General features: G+C 66.1%; 19 protein-coding genes and 3 tRNA genes. 6 read left to right on the top strand and 16 right to left on the bottom strand.

Translation table 11 applies throughout. The features are described 5' to 3' along the window. Positions 1-184 precede the first annotated feature (184 nt). Both ASF72_RS14385 and ASF72_RS14380 read left to right on the top strand, forming a co-directional pair. Entirely contained in the window at positions 185-991 is an 807-nt protein-coding gene (locus ASF72_RS14385; RefSeq protein ID WP_050684931.1) for an exodeoxyribonuclease III, read from the top strand. A gap of 34 nt (positions 992-1025) precedes the next feature. Continuing rightward, positions 1026-1928 (top strand): hypothetical protein, encoded by a 903-nt coding sequence (locus ASF72_RS14380; RefSeq protein ID WP_050684932.1) that lies wholly within the window; start codon positions 1026-1028, stop codon positions 1926-1928. A 39-nt stretch (positions 1929-1967) separates the two neighbouring features. On the opposite strand, the gene ASF72_RS14375 is transcribed toward ASF72_RS14380, so the two are convergent. The 13 genes from ASF72_RS14375 to ASF72_RS14315 form a co-directional block, all read right to left on the bottom strand. Further along, positions 1968-3020 (bottom strand): LacI family DNA-binding transcriptional regulator, encoded by a 1053-nt coding sequence (locus ASF72_RS14375; protein ID WP_050684933.1) that lies wholly within the window; start codon positions 3018-3020, stop codon positions 1968-1970. A 123-nt stretch (positions 3021-3143) separates the two neighbouring features. Beyond that, entirely contained in the window at positions 3144-4124 is a 981-nt protein-coding gene (locus tag ASF72_RS14370) for a carbohydrate ABC transporter permease (RefSeq protein WP_056599996.1), read from the bottom strand. After that, positions 4121-5086 carry a carbohydrate ABC transporter permease gene (locus tag ASF72_RS14365; RefSeq protein WP_050684935.1) on the bottom strand — a complete coding sequence of 322 codons (966 nt, stop codon included), beginning with the start codon at positions 5084-5086 and terminating at the stop codon, positions 4121-4123. The genes ASF72_RS14370 and ASF72_RS14365 overlap by 4 nt, the downstream gene beginning before the upstream one ends. A gap of 98 nt (positions 5087-5184) precedes the next feature. After that, positions 5185-6522: an ABC transporter substrate-binding protein gene (locus ASF72_RS14360; RefSeq protein WP_050684936.1), complete on the bottom strand. Its 1338-nt coding sequence runs from the start codon at positions 6520-6522 to the stop codon at positions 5185-5187. Between the two features lie 143 nt (positions 6523-6665). Beyond that, complete coding sequence (locus ASF72_RS14355) at positions 6666-7277, bottom strand: hypothetical protein (RefSeq protein WP_056599993.1); 612 nt, start codon at positions 7275-7277, stop codon at positions 6666-6668. Next, complete coding sequence (locus ASF72_RS14350) at positions 7274-7927, bottom strand: hypothetical protein (protein WP_050684938.1); 654 nt, start codon at positions 7925-7927, stop codon at positions 7274-7276. The genes ASF72_RS14355 and ASF72_RS14350 overlap by 4 nt, the downstream gene beginning before the upstream one ends. Continuing rightward, a complete protein-coding gene (locus ASF72_RS14345; RefSeq protein WP_050684939.1) occupies positions 7924-8304 on the bottom strand; it encodes a hypothetical protein in 381 nt (126 codons plus the stop codon). Before ASF72_RS14345 ends, ASF72_RS14350 begins: the two co-directional genes overlap by 4 nt. Beyond that, the gene (locus ASF72_RS14340) at positions 8301-8492 is read right to left on the bottom strand and encodes a hypothetical protein (protein WP_050684940.1); all 192 of its coding nucleotides are present in this window, start codon (positions 8490-8492) and stop codon (positions 8301-8303) included. The genes ASF72_RS14345 and ASF72_RS14340 overlap by 4 nt, the downstream gene beginning before the upstream one ends. Next, complete coding sequence (locus ASF72_RS14335; protein WP_050684941.1) at positions 8489-8950, bottom strand: Asp23/Gls24 family envelope stress response protein; 462 nt, start codon at positions 8948-8950, stop codon at positions 8489-8491. The genes ASF72_RS14340 and ASF72_RS14335 overlap by 4 nt, the downstream gene beginning before the upstream one ends. A 108-nt stretch (positions 8951-9058) precedes the next feature. Beyond that, positions 9059-10903 (bottom strand): BCCT family transporter, encoded by a 1845-nt coding sequence (locus tag ASF72_RS14330; protein WP_082178233.1) that lies wholly within the window; start codon positions 10901-10903, stop codon positions 9059-9061. Positions 10904-11120: 217 nt separating this feature from the next. Next, a tRNA-Phe gene (locus ASF72_RS14325) sits at positions 11121-11196 on the bottom strand. 48 nt (positions 11197-11244) lie between these two features. Beyond that, positions 11245-11318: transfer RNA gene (locus tag ASF72_RS14320), tRNA-Asp, on the bottom strand. 91 nt (positions 11319-11409) lie between these two features. Next, positions 11410-11482: transfer RNA gene (locus ASF72_RS14315), tRNA-Glu, on the bottom strand. A 165-nt stretch (positions 11483-11647) separates the two neighbouring features. On the opposite strand from ASF72_RS14315, the gene ASF72_RS14310 reads away from it, so the two are divergent. The 4 genes from ASF72_RS14310 (at position 11648) to ASF72_RS14295 (ending at position 15096) form a co-directional block, all read left to right on the top strand. Continuing rightward, positions 11648-12691 (top strand): PHP domain-containing protein, encoded by a 1044-nt coding sequence (locus tag ASF72_RS14310; protein WP_056599990.1) that lies wholly within the window; start codon positions 11648-11650, stop codon positions 12689-12691. 61 nt (positions 12692-12752) lie between these two features. Next, complete coding sequence (locus tag ASF72_RS14305; RefSeq protein WP_056599987.1) at positions 12753-13727, top strand: DMT family transporter; 975 nt, start codon at positions 12753-12755, stop codon at positions 13725-13727. Positions 13728-13736: 9 nt separating this feature from the next. Then, positions 13737-14165: a metallopeptidase family protein gene (locus ASF72_RS14300; RefSeq protein WP_056599984.1), complete on the top strand. Its 429-nt coding sequence runs from the start codon at positions 13737-13739 to the stop codon at positions 14163-14165. A 10-nt stretch (positions 14166-14175) separates the two neighbouring features. After that, entirely contained in the window at positions 14176-15096 is a 921-nt protein-coding gene (locus tag ASF72_RS14295) for a cation diffusion facilitator family transporter (RefSeq protein WP_050684945.1), read from the top strand. A gap of 17 nt (positions 15097-15113) precedes the next feature. On the opposite strand, the gene ASF72_RS14290 is transcribed toward ASF72_RS14295, so the two are convergent. From ASF72_RS14290 to ASF72_RS14280, 3 genes are read right to left on the bottom strand one after another with little or no spacing between them, the layout of a single operon-like run. After that, complete coding sequence (locus ASF72_RS14290) at positions 15114-15965, bottom strand: ABC transporter permease (protein WP_056599981.1); 852 nt, start codon at positions 15963-15965, stop codon at positions 15114-15116. Further along, complete coding sequence (locus ASF72_RS14285; RefSeq protein WP_056599978.1) at positions 15952-16959, bottom strand: ABC transporter ATP-binding protein; 1008 nt, start codon at positions 16957-16959, stop codon at positions 15952-15954. The genes ASF72_RS14290 and ASF72_RS14285 overlap by 14 nt, the downstream gene beginning before the upstream one ends. Beyond that, complete coding sequence (locus ASF72_RS14280; RefSeq protein WP_327019594.1) at positions 16956-18035, bottom strand: LolA family protein; 1080 nt, start codon at positions 18033-18035, stop codon at positions 16956-16958. The genes ASF72_RS14285 and ASF72_RS14280 overlap by 4 nt, the downstream gene beginning before the upstream one ends. Positions 18036-18058 lie beyond the last annotated feature (23 nt).

Here is an 18058-nt window from a genome sequence, read left to right as displayed (position 1 = left end):
CCCGGCTCCGGTGCCTTCCGGGGCCGGGGAACCATGGCCGCCGAGGCGCAGCAGGTGATCCAGGTCATGTCTGGTTGCGAATATACCCGCCGCCGGCGCCGCGCAACCATCCGCCGCGGCAGGCCGGCGCGGACGGGACGGCGGGTCAATACCGGCCTCCGCACCGCCAAGGTAAGTTAGGGGTGTGAAGATCGCTACCTGGAATGTAAATTCGCTCCGTGCCCGTGCCGACCGTGTTGAAGCCTGGCTCCAGCGCAGCGACTGCGATGTCCTGGCCATCCAGGAGACCAAGTGCAAGGACGAAAACTTTCCCTGGGAGCTGTTTGAGCGGATGGGCTACGAGGTGGCCCACTTCGGGCTCAGCCAGTGGAACGGCGTGGCCATTGCTTCCCGGGTGGGCCTGGCCGACGTGGAGCGGACCTTCCTGGACCAGCCCGCGTTCGGCAAAGCCGGCAAGGACCCCGTCCAGGAGGCCCGCGCCATCGCCGCCACCTGCGGCGGCGTCAGGATCTGGAGCCTCTACGTCCCCAACGGCCGGTCCCTGGACGACGAGCACATGCCGTACAAACTCAAGTGGCTCGAAAGCCTCAAAACCCACGCCCAGGACCTCGTTGACCAGGATCCGCAGGCCCAGGTGGCGCTGATGGGCGACTGGAACATCGCCCCGTTCGACGACGATGTCTGGGACATCGACCTGTTCGTCAACAACAACTTCACGCATGTCAGCCCCCCGGAGCGGGAAGCCTTCCACGCCTTTGAAACCGCCGGCTTCACGGACGTGGTGCGGCCCTATACCCCGGGCCCTGGCGTGTACACGTACTGGGATTACACCCAGCTCCGCTTCCCCAAGAAGGAAGGCATGCGCATCGACTTTGTCCTCGCCTCCCCCGCCTTGGCCTCCCGCGTCACCGGAGCGGCGATCGACCGCGAGGAGCGCAAGGGCAAGGGCGCTTCGGACCACGCGCCCGTCCTGGTGGACCTGGCGGACTGATGAGCCAGCCCCGGAGCCGCCGCAGGAGGCCACTGTGACCGGAAATCTCTACCGGGGCCAAGCCGGGCTGCCCTTTTCCTCCACCCTGCGGGTCTACGAGCCCCTGTCCGCGTTCCCGCCGGAACAACGCCCGGCCATCCAGTCGGCCGGGGCGCGCACCGCCTCGCGAGCCGCCGTCGAAAACGCCGAACTGCTGGCTTCCCTGGGCCGCATCACGCGGACCGGCGGGGATCCTTTCCCTACGGGCAGGACTGACACCGTCCGGGTGACGACGGCGCCCGCCGCGCCCCGGACCGGTGAACCGTCGGGTGCGGCCGCCGCTCCGGAAGACGCCGCCGGCCCGGCGCTGCTGTACTGCCCCAGCCAGCTGGTCCTGCGGGCGGGCCTTGCGGCCAACGCATTGATGGAAGGCATCCATGGGCCGCTCGCCGAACTGCTGATTCCCGAGCAGCAGCGCGACCGGCACCAGGAGCGCATCGACCAGGTGAAGGCCAGGGACGGGTCCATCCGGGTCCATACCCGGGCGTCCACGTGGGGCATCCCGTTCAGCTGGTTTTCGCTGTTTTCGGAGTCTGACCACAAGGATGTGGTGGAATCTGCCGGGCGGATCCTGACGGTGCGGGTCTGGGCGCCCATTACGGAGGCGCTGGAACGCGCCCGGTACGCGGTGGCCAACCTGACGCTGGCGGCCCCGGACCTGGACATGCTGGATGACCTGGCGCAGCTGACCGAATGGCTGGAGCTGTTCCACGTGGGGTCCATGGTGGAACTGGACTACGGAGCCGTAGCGGACAAGGTGTACCCGGACGATTCGCCCATGGATATCCGGCTTGGCATCGAATGCCTGGCGGAAGGCGACATGACCGGCGCCGCAGCCGCCTACCGGCGGTTGGCATCCCGCTGGATCCCCATCCGCCAGTTGGCCCGGGCTTCCTGAGCTGCTCCCCGGCCGCCGGTACGGCTGGCCGCCTCGACCTTAGGCCCGCGGGGGAGCTGTGGTTGCCCTGAGGATCAGTTCATGGCGTGCGACGGCGGATTTCACGGCACCCACGTGGCCGTCAAGTTCATCGAGAAGCATTTTGGTGGCCAGCTCCGCCTGCTCGTCAGGCCGTTGGGCAACCGTCGTCAAGCCCATGGCTTCAGAGAAGTCGTGGTCATCTATCCCTATCACCGACAGCTCGCCGGGTACGTTCACGCCGGCGCGGGCGGCCTCGAATATCACCCCCATGGCCATCTCATCCGATGCACAAAAGATGGCGGTGGGCTTCCGGCCGGGCAGGTTCCAGATTCTTCGGAACGCGTCCTGGCCGCTCAGCAGGGTGAAGTCGCCCCACTGTTCCCACCCGGGCTGCGGGTCCAGGCCGGCCTTGCGCATCACATCGTGGTAGGCAAGGATCCTGACCCGCGGGACATCGAAGTTCAGGTCCGTCTGGTTGTCACCGTGGACCAGGGCGATGTCCCTGTGGCCAAGGTCCACCAGGTGCTGCACGGCAACGGATGCCGCGGCGTAGTCATCGATTCCGATGTAGGAACATTCCTCGACGTGTCCGCCCACCACAATCAGGGGGATCTCGATTTTATGCAGATGTTCCAGTTCCTCGTGGCTCAGCGCCATGCAGAGAACCAAGAGCGCATCGATCTGTTTGTAGACCATCGTCTTGTCGAAGAGCCTTACCCTGTTCCCGCCGTGCCCACCCAGGTTGTAAAGGGACAGGTTGTAGTTCCGGGCGTAAAGCTCGCGGTCGGCGCCTTCGATGGCTTTGGAGAAAAACCAGCGGCTCACAAACGGCGCCAGGATGCCAATGGTCCTGGTGCGGCCGGTGGCCAGGCCGGAAGCCGATGACGACGCCACGTAGCCCAGGCTGGCTGCGACCTCAAGGATCTTTTGCCTGGTAACCGGAGAGACTTTGGGAAGTCCACGGACGGCCCTGGACACCGTTGCGGTTGATACCCCGGCTGCGGCGGCCACATCCTCGATGCTGATGCCCGTATGGCCGCCTCGCTGCGACCTCTCAGAACTGCCTGCCACTGTATATCCTCTTCGGTCCCTAACGATTACCAGGCCCCCGCCACCCGCCACGTTATAGCAGGGCCGCCCGGCGGAGGCGCACTGTTACGTGCGCACCCGCCGGATGGCAGCACTACCTTCTTGTCAGCCCTTGAGCCCGCCGGCCATCAGACCGCGGACGAAGTAGCGCTGGAGGCCGAAGAACACGGCCAGCGGCACAATGATGGACACGAATGCGGCGGCCGGGTTCAGGTAGTCCCGGTTTCCGCGGGTACCCGAGATCTCAGCCAACCGCTGGGTGATCGGTGCAACGTCCGCTGTGCCGCCGGAGAACACCAACGCAACCAGCAGGTCGTTCCAGACCCAGAGGAACTGGAAGATGGCCAGTGACGCCAAAGCGGGGACGGACAGCGGCAGGATGATCCGCCAGAAAATGGTGGTGTGTCCGGCGCCATCGACCTTGGCTGCCTCGATGACCTCGCCCGGAATTTCCGAGATGAAGTTATGCAGCAGGAAGATACCGAGCGGCAGCCCAAAGATGGTGTGCGCGATCCACAGCTGGGTGTAGGAGCCCGGCGGAATCTGCAGCACCTGGGTGAACAACTGGAGCAGCGGGATCAACGCCATCTGGAGCGGGATGATCTGGAGCGCGAAGACGAAGATGAATCCTGCTTCCCGGCCCCGGAAGTTGCCCCACGCGAAGATGTAGGCCGCCATGGAGGCCAGCACCAGGACAAACACGGTGACGGGCACAACGATTGCCAGCGAGTTGACGAAGTACTGCGAGAGGTTGGCGGACTGCGAACCAGCTGCAGCAGTGACGTCCACGTAGTTCTTGAAGGTGAAGTCCCAGTCGGAGAAGAAGTTCCACCAGCCGTCTGAGCGTGGACCCACCTGCTTCGCCGCGGGCCGGACCGATGACACCAGCAAACCGAAGGTGGGAATGGTCCAGATAACGGCGATGATCACCGCCGCGGCGGTGGCCCAGCGGGACGTCAGCCTGTTCTTGACCCGCCGCATGATGGGGCCGGTATCTTCCGGATCCACGGGCCGGCCACCACTCTTGGCTTTGGTCGCGGTGCGGGTGTTTTTCGCCGCCTCATCCGGCGCTGGCATGACGGTCATCGGATTTCCTTCTGCTGGCGGAGGACGCGGGCGTTGTAGATCACGATAGGCAGAACCAGGATAAAGAGGATCAGCGCGAGGGCCGCACCCCTGCCAGGTTCACCGGCGCGGAACGCCTGCGTATACATTTCATTGGCAACAACCGAGGTGTCGTAGTTGCCGGCTGTCATGGTCCGCACAATATCGAAGACCTTGAGCGTGGCGATGGTGATGGTGGTTAGGACCACAACAAGGGAGCCACGGATGCCGGGGATGGTGACGTTCCGGAACTGCTGCCACGGGTTGGCACCGTCCAGGCGGGCGGCTTCGACGATTTCAGCGGGGACGCCCTTGATGGCGGCCGAAAGGATCACCATGGCGAACCCGGTTTGGATCCAGACCATAACGATGATGAGGAAGATCGTGTTTCCCGGCGCGTCGAGCAGGAACTGCTTGGGGTCCAGGCCCAACGCAACGCGGAGTGCGTTCAGCACACCGGTCTGTTCAATGCCAGGGCCGCGGTAGTCGTACACCAGTTTCCAGATGATGCCGGCACCGACAAACGAAATGGCCATAGGCATAAAGACCAGGGCCTTCAGGACCTTTTCGCCGCGGGCCTTGTCAATGAAGACGGCGTAGGCAAGGCCAAAAACGGTGGAAAGCAACGGGACCAGGATGGTCCAGATGACGGTATTGCGAAGCGTGGCGAGGGCCTCCGGTTGGGTAAACATCCAGACGAAGTTATCGACGCCGTTCAGCTTTCCCCCGGAATCCGTGAACGCCAGGAATGATGTCTGGGCTGCCGGGTAAACCAGGCCAACCAGCAGCAGGATCGCGGCCGGTGCGAGGAACCCGATCACCGTGACCTTGTCTTTGGCGGACTTGGGGGCCCTGTCCACCAACAACATGAGTAGTCCAATGATCGCGGCAAAAATGGCCAGCGCGATCACGACTTGAAGGAGCTTTCCTCCGATGAATTCCAAGGCTCAACCTCCGGGGTGTGCGTGGATCAGAATGAAGAGTGGGGAGCACTGCGCCCCAGCACCTACCGGTGGCTGGGGCGCAGCGTACAGCTGGGAGGTCAGCTCTTGGGCCAGCTGCCTTCGATGCTGTCGGCAACCTGCTTGGCGGGGGTGCCGTTGATCCACGAAACGATGCCCTTCCAGAAGGAGTTGGATCCTACTGCGCCCGGCATGAGGTCCGAACCGTCGAAGCGGAAGACGGTGTTCTCGTCCTGCAGGAGCTGGATGGAGAGCTTATCCAGCTCGGTCTGCGCGTTGGCCGGGTCGAGGCCCTTGTTCGCGCTGATGACGCCGCCGAGCTTCACGCGGTCGTTGGCGAATTCAGAGCTCGCCAGGTAGGCCTGGAAAGCCTGGACTTCGGGGGCGTCGCTGTAGGCGCCGACCATTTCGCCGCCGCCGGTGATGGCCTGGCCCTTGGACTCGTCGATCGGTGGCGTCATAAACGCCCAGACGTCGCCGTCGGGTGCAACGGAGGTGCCTTCGGGCCAGTTGGAGGCCTGGAAGTTGGCCTGGTGGTGCATTGCGCACTGGCCGTCAAGTACCGGCTGGCCGGCCTGGGCGAATCCGGTGGTCAGGATGGAACGGACGTCGCCGAAGCCGCCGTTGACCATCTTGTCATCGAGCAGGATGTCGCCTGCCTTATCAAAGGCGTCAACGATTTTGGGGTCGTTGAAGGGAATTCCGTGGCTGACCCACTGGTCGTAAACCTCCGGTCCCTGTGCGCGGAGGACAACGTCCTCGATCCAGTCCGTGCCGGGCCAGCCCGTGGCTTCACCTGACTCGAAACCGGCACACCAAGGCTTCATGGCGCCTTCATCGGCGATCTTCTTGGACAGGTCCATCATTTCGTCCCACGTTTTGGGGACGGTCCAGCCTTTATCCTCGAACGTTTTCGGTGCGTACCAGACGTAGCCCTTGACGTTGGCGAGCATGGGAGCGGTGTAGAAGACACCGTCCACGGTGCCGTATTTCTTCCAGTCCGCTGACCAGTTCTTGTCCACGGCGTCCGAGACGGCCTGCGGTGCTTTCTTGAGGTTGCCGGCGCGGGCCTGGTCCGCCATCAGGCCGGGCTGCGGGAAGATGGCAATGTTGGGGGCGTTTCCGGCTTTCGCGCGGACACCGATCTGGGTCTCGAATTCCTTGCTGCCCTCATACTTGATGGTTGCACCCGTGCACTGCTCGAAAGCGGCCCAGGTCTTTTCAAGGTTGGTGGCTTCAAGGTCAACGATCGTGGAATAGACGGAAACGGTCTTTCCGTCATGCTTGCCGTAGCTTTCATACTTTGCACAATCGACGGAAGCGTCTCCGGATCCACTGTCCGAGCTACTGCATCCTGTGAGTGCCAGGGCCACAATTCCGGTGGCTGCAATCGGCAGCAGGTATTTGCGGTTCTTCATTACTGGTGACTCCTCGCTGAGTTACGGACCTTACGCCTGGTGCGATTGACGTGGTGACCATCACAGTAGTGGACTCCCGGCAAGAAATGCAAGCGTTTACACCAGCTGTGTCCAATTGGTGATCAAACGCCGGACCGGCCCCCTCAGCGGACCCGTTCCGCCCGTCCAAACCGGGTCCGGGCGCCTGCGCCGATGTGGATCAGCACGGGTGTTTCGCGGCCCACCACGGCGTCCAGCGCGCCGAGGAGGTCAGAGATTTCGGCAGCCAGCAGGTGCGGGGCAACACCCTGGCGCGGCAGGAGCTTGACCTTCAGGGCGGGCATGCCCTTGACGTTGTAGGTCGCCACCGTGGCTCCCGCCAGGTCCGGCCGCCCTGCGAGGGCCTGCCTAAGGGCCTGCTCCGCCACTCCCCCGCCGATGCGGATATCTCCCGCGACCTCGCCTGGATCGTATTCGGAGGCGAGGAGGTTGGACCTGCCTTTGCCCTGCTGCGCGATCCACGCCACCATCAGGCCGATCAGGACCAGCAATGCCAGGGCCACCAGGAGCCACAGCCAGCTTTCCGCGCGGCCCGGGAAACGCGTGGCGTTGAAGGCGGTGTTGACGGAGCTCCAGGTTCCGTCCGCCCAGGGATGCCACCAGGACGCCACGGCAGGCACTGCGGCCAGGAGCACCAGCAGCAGGCCCAAAGCCAGCATCGCGAGGCCCAGGAGGGTGATGAGGATCCGGTTTAATGTTCCGGGGGTGCTGTTCATGCGCCGATCACTCCGGACGGGGTCAGGTTGATGCGGACCTCAGGGGCCGGTTGCAGGTCCATCTGCTCAAGCTCGTCCGCCACGGCCGCCAGGATGGCGTCCTGTTCCACCGGCACGCCGGAGGTGGGGCGGACGTTGACCAGGACCTGCCGGTGCGAGACCACCACCATCACCTGTCCCGGGGTGACATTGGCGGCCAGCCGGGCGCGCCGGGCCAACGATGAGGCGATGACCTCGTCATCCACCACCACGGCATGGTGGCCCGCATGGCGGCCTGGCAGGGCCAGCGGATGCCGGGCCCGGCGCCCGGGCAGGACACCGTTAAGGAAGAAGATCAGGCCGGCCATGGCGATCACCGCGCCGATGGCGCCCAGGAGCAGCGGAGTGATCCCCGCCGGCAGGTCGACCAGCCGTTCGGCTGCCACCTGGGGCTCGATCAGCCAGGCGGGCTGTCCGATGGCGTGCACGGCTGCTTCAAGCAGGCCGTACGCGGCCAGGCCGGCCACCAGCACGGCAGCAAAGATGGCAATGCCCGCCCGGTTTGAGTGGGTTTCGCGGTGCACAATCCTGCGCAGGACGGGGTCCGGTTCCGCGGCACCGTGCCGTTTGGCTTTGCGGGTCCCCTCAGGACCGGTGTCGACGGTGGTCACTTGACCCGTCCTCCTTCGCTGATCCTGGCTCCGCTGATCCTGATGTCAACCCGGCTCAGCTGGGCACCGCTGAGTTCGGTGACCGTGGCAAGGATCCGGGCTTTCGCCGTGACGGTTCGTTCCCAGATGGAGCCGCCGAAGGCCTGAAGCCTGGCCGGATCAGCCGCGGCCGCGCGCAGCGGCGGGATGCTGATGGGCGCCACGAGCGATAGCGCCAGCAGGCCGCCGTCGTCCGCCCAGTCGGCCCGCACGTCCTGGGCATCGCATCCCAGGGCCTGCGCCGCTGCGGCTTTCGCCAGGCTGGTCAGGGCCTGGGTGCTAATCCGGTTGTGGCCGCTGAGCACCTGCCCGGAAACGGCCGGCGCGCCCGGGTTCATGAGGATGAGCGCCGGCCGGTGATGGCGTCCAGCACACCGCGCAGATCAAGTTTGCCCTCCGCTGCCCGGCCCAGCACGGCGCCAATGGCCATAAACAGGAGCGAGATCAGGAAGCCCCACAGGCCGAACTGCAGGGACATAAACGCCACGAACGCGCCAAGTGCCGTTCCTGCGAGAGTGAGGTTCACAGCAGCGCCTCCCGTTCGGTGGTGCCGGATGCCGTTGGTTTGACGGGCGGCGGAACAAAGACGTCCGTGATTTCCACGTTCACCTCGATGACCTGCAGGCCCACGAGTTCCTCGATGGCCCCGTAAACAGCGGCACGCACCTGGTTGGCAAGCGAATGCAGGGGTGTGCCGTAGGAGGCGACGAGGTTGATGTCCACCGCCACCTGGGTTTCGCCCACCTCGGCATGGACGCCGGTGGCATGGTCCGTGCTGCCCACGGCATCACGGATCGCGCCGAGGGCCCTGGACGGGCCGGACCCCAGCGAATAGACGCCGGGGACGGCGCGGGCGGCAATACCGGCCACTTTCGCCACGGCGGTTTCGGAAATGACAGTCCTGCCCGACCCTGCCCCTGCGGCAGGAACCAACGGGGCAGGGCCCAGGCCGCCCTGGCCGGGCTGCGGGTTCTGGTACTCCATCGAAGAACTCCCCCTTCTGTTGTTCATTACCCTATCCCTAGCCCGCGCCGATGTGCTGGAACGGGCCTGCGTCGGGGACTTGAAGCGCCCCCGATGCAGGCGGCCGGGCTAGCGGGTTCCCTTCGCGCCAGAACCGGCCTTGTCGGCGTCGTGCGTGACATGTTCCGCGCCGGCCTCGTCACCGTGGGCCAGGTGTTCGGTGAATTGCGCCTGGACGGCCTCCGCCACCTGGTCCGATACCTGGTCCGCCAGGTGTTCCTGGTAGTGCTCCTGGACGGAATCGTTCACGGAGTCCTGCACCTTTTCCGTCACGTGGGCGGTCATCTGTTCGCGGGCCAGCTTCCGTTGGGCCCGCATCAGCGCCGCGTGTTCCTGGTGGAATGCCTTGGCCGTGGCCACGCACATCAACAGAATCACCACGCTGAAGGGCACCGCGGTGAGGATGGCGGCCGTTTGGATCGCCTGCAGCCCGTCGGCCAGCAGGAGCGCGATGGCTGCTGCCGCTGCGGCCAGCGCCCAGAAGATGCGGATCCAGTTCTTCGGCTCCACGTTCCCGCCGGTGGAAATCATGCCCATGACCAGCGCGCCGGAGTCTGCCGAGGTGACAAAGAAGATGGCGATCAGGACAATCGCCCCGATGGTGAGGACCATCCCGCCCGGAAGGCTGCCCAGCAGGGAGAACAGCGCCCCCTCGGTGTCCACTGTGCCGTCAGCGCTGACCAGCCCGCCGGCACCGAAGAGTTCGCGGTGGATGGCGGCGCCGCCCAGGACGGAGAACCACAGGAAGCCCATCATGGTGGGGACCAGCAGCACGCCGGCGACGAACTGGCGTACGGTGCGGCCCTTGGAGATGCGGGCGATGAAGATGCCCACAAACGGTGCCCACGAAATCCACCAGCCCCAGTAAAACGTGGTCCAGGCGGCCTGCCAGGCTTCGCCTTCGGCGCCGGAAAATGCCAGCGTGTTAAAGGTCAGCCCCACCACGTTCTGCAGGTAGTTGCCGATCGACTGGACGAACTCGCGGAGCAGGAACAGCGTGGGCCCGGTGAACAGCACCACGATCATCAGCGCCCCGGCGAGCAGCAGGTTCGTGTTGGAGAGCCATTTCATGCCCTTGCCCACGCCGGAGACCACCGAAAGGATCGTCAAGGTGATGATGCAGAGGATCAGGCCGATCTGGGTCATCGTGGTGGCCTGCGCTATGTTGGCGTGTTCCAGGCCCGCCGAAATCTGCAGGACGCCCAGGCCCAGGGAGGTGGCGACGCCGAAGAGGGTGCCCACCAGGGCGATCACGTCGATCAGGTTGCCCCAGCCGCCGGCAACGCGCTTGTGCCCCAGCAGCGGTTCAAGGGTCCAGCGGATGGAGATGGGCCGGTTTTTGCGGTGCACCGCGTAGGCGATGGAGACACCCACCACCACGTAGATGGCCCAGGCGTGCAGCCCCCAGTGCAGGTAGGTCTGGGTCAGCGCCTGCTGCGCCAGCGCCACCGGGGTTCCTTCAACACCGGGCCTCGGCGCGGCGAAGTGGTTCAGGGGTTCGGCCACGCCGAAGAAAACAAGCCCGATGCCCATGCCTGCGGCGAAGAGCAGGGAGAACCAGGACACGACCGAAAATTCGGGCTCATCGTCGTCCTTGCCGAGTTTGATGTCGCCGTAGCGACTCAGCCCGATCCACAGGGCAAACGCCACAAAAACGGCGATGGCTGCAACGTAGTACCAGCCGAACCATTTAATGACGTTGGTCTGGATGGCCCCGAAGGCCTCGGTGGCTGTGCCGGGGAAGAGCGTCGCGAACAGGACAAAAAGGAAAATGACGGCCGCGGCGGGCCAAAAGACCCAGGTGGCAATTTTCTGGCCACCACCTCCGGGCGGCTGGGAAGCCGCTTTCTCCGCTCCCGGCGGATTGCCCTTTTGTGGTTGGCTGGTGGTCCTTGCGCCTGGTGTGGCGGACATTCAGGTTGCTCCTTATGCGCTGTGCAATGCTCAGACTGCTCTTCGAGGTTCAACGTGCAGCCTGCAAGTTTACTGACCGTGGGCGCAGCGCGGCCGGGAAGGCAGGATCCGTTGGCACAACGATGCGGGATTGATACGTTCTTCGGCCATCCGGCGGCGCGGGGAACGGCTTGTTAAAGAAGAAAAGCATCAGTTCCGAAGAACTGATGCTTCCCAGTGGTGGCTCCGACCGGCGTCGATCCGGTGACCTTTCGATTTTCAGTCGAACGCTCTACCAACTGAGCTACAGAGCCTAGGTGACTAGTCACCTTGAGAGCCGGAATTACTTCCAACAATCAGAGCGACCCTGACGGGACTTGAACCCGCGACCTCCGCCGTGACAGGGCGGCGCGCTAACCAACTGCGCTACAGGGCCTTGCGTTTCTTGCTTTTACGGCATCGCTACCGTTTTTTTCAAGGCTTCAAGCTTACCAGACAATTTCTGCCTGCTTGACCAGTTCCTTGCGTACCCCCAACGGGATTCGAACCCGTGCCGCCGCCGTGAAAGGGCGGTGTCCTAGGCCGCTAGACGATGGGGGCCAGAACCCGTTCGGAACAAAAGAAAAGGCTTCGAGCCGAGGCTTTTAGTCTTTATCGTTTGCGTTGTCTCCGAACTGGACTCTAAAACTATAGGGCCTAGTTTCGATTTAACCAAAATCGGCACAAACCCCGCCTCCTGGCGCCTGGTTGGGCCAAGATGGAGTGATGGATGCCGTTGCAGCACTGTCCGAAATTGCCTTCTGGCTGGAACGGAGCCGGGCCGCCACGTTCAAGGTCCAGGCCTTCCGGAAGGCAGCCGCCGCCATCGGGCCGCTGGAGCCGGCCGAACTTGCGGCACGGGCCAGGACAGGCCGGCTCAAATCCATGAAGGGCATCGGCGACCGGACCCACCAGGTCATCCAGGAAGCACTGGCGGGCGGGGTGCCGGAGTATCTTGCGGACCTGCGGGACAAAGGGGCCCAGCCGCTGGTATCCGGCGGCCACGAGCTGCGGCAGGCGCTCCGCGGCGACCTGCACAGCCACAGTGACTGGTCCGACGGCGGATCCCCCATCGACCTGATGGTGGCCGCCGCCGGAATCCTGGGCCGCGAATACCTGGCATTGACGGACCATTCGCCGAACCTGACCATCGCCAACGGGCTCTCCGCCGAACGCCTTACCGAGCAGCTGGAGGTGGTGGCCGCCATCAACACCGGCGGCCCGGACGGGTCCGCTGGCAAGAAGGTGCCCCCGCGGCTCCTCGCCGGCATCGAGGTGGACATCCTCGAGGACGGCAGCCTGGACCAGGCGCCGGAACTGCTGGACCGCCTGGACATCGTGGTGGCCAGCGTCCACTCGAAGCTCCGGGCCGACGGTAAAACCATGACCCGGCGCATGCTGGGCGGCATCCGGGACCCGCACACCAATGTGCTGGGCCACTGCACCGGCCGGCTGGTGGAAGGCTCCCGCGGAACCCGGCCGCCGTCGGACTTCGACGCCAAGGAAGTCTTTGCTGCCTGCGCCGAATACGGTGTCGCCGTGGAAATCAACTCCCGGCCGGAACGGCAGGACCCGCCGGACGCCCTGATCCAGCTCGCATTGGACGCCGGTTGCCTGTTTTCGATCGACAGCGATGCCCACGCCCCCGGCCAGCTCGATTTCCTCCAGTACGGGGCCGAACGGGCCGCCAGCAACGGCGTCCCGGCAGAACGCATCATCACCACCTGGCCGTTGGCGGAACTGCTGGCCTGGGCTGCCCCCGACGGGTAGCCGCCGTGACGTGACCGTTTTCCGCGAGCCCCTGCCCCGCCGGCACGGCTAGATTTGCTGTATGCCAACCACAGGTCCCGCCAGCACACCCGCACCGCCCACCGCCCAGGCCCCACTCAAAGCGCTGGGCATCGCCGCCATGGTGGTGACGGTGGTGCTGTGGGCGTCGGCGTTTGTGGGGATCCGGGCCATCGGCCCGCACTTTTCACCCGGGCCGCTGACGCTGGGCCGGCTGGCGGTTGCCGCGGTCGTCCTGGGCCTGCTGGTGGTCCCGCAACTCATGAAGAGCAGGCTCCTCCCCCACGGCAGGGAATGGCTGCCCATCCTGGCGTACGGCGTGATGTGGTTCGGCGGCTACAACGTGGCGCTGAACGCGGCGGAACATGTCCTGGATGCCGGAACCAGTGCCCTCCTCATCAACGTCAACCCCATTTTGGTGGCCGTGATGGCCGGTATCTTCCTCAAGGAGGGCTTTCCGCGTTGGCTGCTGATCGGCAGCACTGTCGCGTTCGCCGGCGTGGCAGTGATTGCGCTCGGGTCCGGCCAAGGGTCCGGCGGCGGGAACCGGCCGACGGCGGACATGGCGGGTGTGGCGCTTTGCCTCCTTGCCGCCGTGCTCGCCGCCGTCAGCGTCATCATCCAGAAGCCGGTCCTGCGGAAGTTTCCGGCGGCCCAGGCCACCTGGTTCGGCATCCTGGTGGGGGCGCTCTGCTGCCTGCCGTTCACCGGCCAGCTGGTCGACGAACTGCAGGCCGCTCCGCCGGAGGCCACCTGGGGCCTTGCCTACCTCGGGGTGTTCCCCACTGCCATCGCGTTCACCACCTGGGCTTATGCCCTCTCGCTCATCGACGCCGGCAAGCTGGCGGCCACCACGTACCTGGTACCCGGGACCACCGTGCTGATCTCGTGGTTCCTGCTCGCCGAAATTCCCACGGTGTGGGGCCTGGTGGGCGGGCTGATCTGCCTGGTGGGGGTGGCATTGACCCGGCGCCGGACCCGGAACAAGCACGTTACGGCTGCCGCCGTTCAGCGCTAAGGTCGAAGGATGCACGCCAGCCTCCCGCCCGGCCTTCCCATCATTCCCGACGGCCCGCACGAGCCCTATGGCTTCAGCATGGCCGCCGACGAATTCGAGGCCGCTGTCCAGGACGCCCTGGACAGCATCCCGGCCAAGCTGGCAGAGGCCATGGACAACGTGGCCGTTTTCATCGAGGACGACTACGTGCCGGGTCCCGGGGAAGACCCGGATACGGTCCTGCTGGGACTCTACGAGGGTGTGCCGCTGACCGAACGGGATTCCTGGTGGGATGCCGGTTCGTTGCCGGACCGGATCACCATCTACCGCGGGCCCATCCTGGAGATCTGCTCCTCCCGGGAAGACGTCATCCACGAAGTCGCCGTGACAGTGGTCCACGAGGTGGCCCACCACTTCGGCATCTCCGATGACAGGCTGCACGAGCTCGGCTGGGGATAGCCTTAGGAGCATGGGACACGACCACAGCCACACACATGGCCTGACCGCAACGGGCCGGCACCGGAAACGCCTGGTGGCGGTCCTGGTGATCACCCTGTCCGTGGTGTTGATCCAACTGGTGGGCGCGTTCCTTTCCGGCTCGCTGTCGCTGCTGGCGGACGCCGGGCACATGCTTTCCGACGCCGCCGGGGTAACCATTGCGTTGCTGGCCGCGTGGATCGCAGGCCGCCCGGCCAGTGACCAGCGGACCTACGGCTACCAGCGCGCAGAAGTGCTGGCAGCACTGGCCAACGCCCTGATCCTGATCGTCATTTCCGTCATCATCTTCACCGAGGCCATCCGCCGGATCGGCACCGCCCCGGAAGTGCAGACGGACATCATGCTGTTCGCCGCCATCCTGGGCGCTGCGGCAAACCTGGTCTCGCTGCTGATCCTCCGCGGCGCGCAGGAGCACAGCCTCAACGTGCGCGGCGCCTACCTCGAAGTCCTGGGTGACCTCCTGGGCTCCTTCGCCGTGATCGTCGCGGCAGTGGTCATCATGGTCACCGGGTTCCAGGCCGCGGACACCATCGCCTCGGTGGTCATCGCCCTGATGATCCTGCCCAGGGCCTGGAGCCTGCTGCGGGACGTGGTGGATGTGCTGCTGGAAGCCACCCCCAAGGGCGTGGAGGTCCAGATGATCCGCGAGCACATCCTGTCCGTGCACGGCGTCACGGATGTCCACGACATCCACATCTGGACCATTACGTCCGGTGTTCCGGTCTTTTCAGCCCATGTGGTGGTGGAGGACGGTGTGCTTAATGCGCACGGCGCCGACCAGATCCTGGACCAGCTCACCACCTGCCTGGGCTCCCACTTCGACACCGAACACTGCACCTTCCAGCTCGAACCGGCCAGCCACTCCGAACACGAGGCTAACCAGCACGCCTAGCTGTACGCCCGGACGGCTCAGCTCAGGATGTCCTTGGTGGCGAACCGGCCGTAGGCCAGGGCTCCGAACACCGCCACGTACCCTGCCTGCAGCACCGCGTTCGAGGCGAAGGAATCCCACAGCACCGGCTGCCGCAGGATGTCACCGAACCCCAGCCAGTAGTGGCTGAACAGCCACGGATGCAGCCACTCGAGCTGGGGCAGCTGGCCCAGGATCTGGGACACCACCGAAACCACCACGGTGGCGGCCATGGCGCCCACGGGGACCACGGTCAAGGTGGACAGGAACAACCCGATCGCTGACAGCCCCGCCAGCGATACGGCCAGGTAGGCGGCGATCAGGAGGATCCGCAGGGCAGCCTCCGGCGGCTGGATCACGTCACCGGACAACAGCGTGACGGGCCCCACCGGGAACAGCGCAGCCCCGATGGCGCCGCCGGCCAGGGCCACGGCCAGCGGGGCCACAACGCAGAAAGCCAGCGCCCCCGCGTATTTGACCAGGAGCAGCCGGATCCGGCCCGCTGGCGCCACCAGGAGGTAGCGCAGCGTCCCGTGGCTTGCTTCACCCGCGATCGTGTCGCCGGCCACCACCCCCACCGTGAGCGGCAGGAACAGCGGAACGGAAACCAGCATGGCCGTGAAGGCCACAAAAAGGCCGTTCTGCGAGATCCGGTCAAGGAAGGCCGGTCCCCGCCCCGCGGGAACGGTGGAGGAAAGCCTGACGGCCACGGCAATGAGCACCGGAATGGCTGCCAGTGCCAGAAGCAGGGCCCACGTGCGCCGCCGGCCAAAGAGCACCTTGAGCTCGGAGCCCAGGAGGGACCACGCGGAGCCGCGCGGGGGCTTGGCAGTGGCGTCAACCGGCAACATCGAACCCCTCACCGGTGAGGGCCACAAAGCGGTCTTCCAGGCTTTCGCGTTCCACGCCGAACCCCCGGACCCTGACGCCCGCCGCCACGAGGTGCGCCACGATGTCTTCCGGCAGCAGGGCGGGGACTGCGGGGCCAGCTGACGCCGGCAATGCGGCCAGCACCTGAACGCCATCGCCGCCCGGTTCAAGGGTGTCCGCCGCGGGGACCAGCCCCAGGCGGACAAGCTCCTGCCGGCCCAGCGCGGCGTCAGGAGTCTCCAGCCGGATCCGGACAGTGCCTTCACGGCGCAGGTCGGCGAGTGGCCCCTGGGCCACCAGCCTGCCGCTGCTCATCACCGCCGCGTGGGTGCACATCTGCTCCACCTCGGCCAGGAGGTGGCTGGAGACGAAAACGGTGGTGCCGTCGTGGGACAGGGCCCGGATCAGGTTCCGCACCTCACGGGTACCTTGCGGGTCCAGCCCATTGGTGGGCTCGTCCAGGACCAGCAGGTCTCGGGCGGACAGCAACGCGCCGGCGATACCCAGCCGCTGTTTCATCCCCAGGGAATAAGCGTGGACCTTTTTCCCGGCGGAGTGGGCCAGCCCCACCCGTTCCAGGGCCTGGCCCACCCTCAGCTTCCGGGTGGCCGGGACGGTGTGGGGCCCGGCCGCGTCCATCCGGTGCAGGTTGGCGGCGCCGGACAGGAACGGGTAGAACCCCGGGCCTTCCACCAGCGCTCCCACCCGCGGCAACACTTTGTGCAGCTCCCCGGGCATGCTGGCGCCCAACAGCTTCACGGTCCCCGCTGATGCGGCGGCCAGGCCCAGGAGCATGCGGATGGTGGTGGTTTTACCGGAGCCGTTGGGCCCCAGGAACCCGAAGACGGTCCCGGCGGGAACGGCAAGGTCCACGCCGTCCACGGCCGCCTGCCGGCCGAAGTGCTTGGTCAGGCCGGAAGTCTCGATGGCCAGGCCGGAAGCGCCGGCCCGGGATCCCCCAACGCCCGCGCTCACTGCGCGGCGGCCGCTGCAGCCTGGAGCCGCTCCCCCGGGACCAGGCCGGCCAGGAGCCGGCCGTCGGCCATGACCAGGACAGTGAAGAGGGGGGTGGACAGCAGCTTTCCGCCGGGCACGTCCACGGCGGCCTGGGACAGCAGCGGGTCCGCCAGCAGCGCGTTGGCGCCGGCACCGGTACCGCCGGCTGCGGGCGCCGGCACGGCCAGCACGCTGGTCCACCCGCTGCCTGTCACAGCCGGCCGCGGACCGGAAGGCGGCGTCTCCGAATCACCGACGTCGTGGGACAAACCGGGGGCAGGCGGCACAATTTCGCGGACGCTGCTGCCGGCCGGCGGCACAAACGTGAACAGCGAATCGTCCGGCGCGCCCAAGGCCAGGGCGGTGAACCCGGACCGGAAGGCCGGTGTTGCGGCTCCGCGGGCCGTGACCTGCACGGACAGGGGCAACCCTGTTTCGCCGTCCACGGCAATGGCGATCCTGCCCACCAGGGTGTCGGCGGTCCTGGGTTCGAGGAGGAGGTTGTAGGCCGCCCTGCCGGCCACCTCAACCTCGGCCCCGACAGAAATTTCGGTGTCCGGATCCGCTGCGGCCAGGAACCGGCCGGCGATGTCCGCCGGGGTGGCGGTTGACGGGTCGCCGGAGCCGCGGTCCGGAGCCTGCAGAACCAGGTGGGCGGCGGAATTGTCCTTGGAGGCGTAGAACCAGACATCCGTTCCGCGGCGCACCATATTGCGTTCGGCGAAGCTGCCGTCCGCCACCTGGACCCGGAGCTTGGCCGGGCCGTCGGCATAGACCCGGGCTGTGTGGTCCGCGGCGAGCAGCCCGGCAATGGACGCCACACTTCCGGCGGGACCGTCCCCGGCCGCCGCAGGACCCGACGAAGGCCCTGCCGCGGGGAGGTCCGGCAGGCCAAAATCCGTCGCCTGTTCCAGGGTGCCGGTGAATGACACGGCCGTGCGGGTGCCCATCAGTTCGATGACCTGCGCGGGTGTCCTGGCCGGCAACGGGTCGGCGGCACCGGCGGGCAGCGTCCCCACCAGCACTCCGGCGGCAATCACGACCGGAACCGCCACCGAGGGCAGCCATCGGGTCCACA

Source organism: Arthrobacter sp. Leaf141 (assembly GCF_001424565.1).
GTDB lineage: Bacteria > Actinomycetota > Actinomycetes > Actinomycetales > Micrococcaceae > Arthrobacter.
The sequence above is the reverse complement of the archived record's forward strand: the minus strand, read 5'-3'. Positions and strand labels throughout refer to the sequence as shown.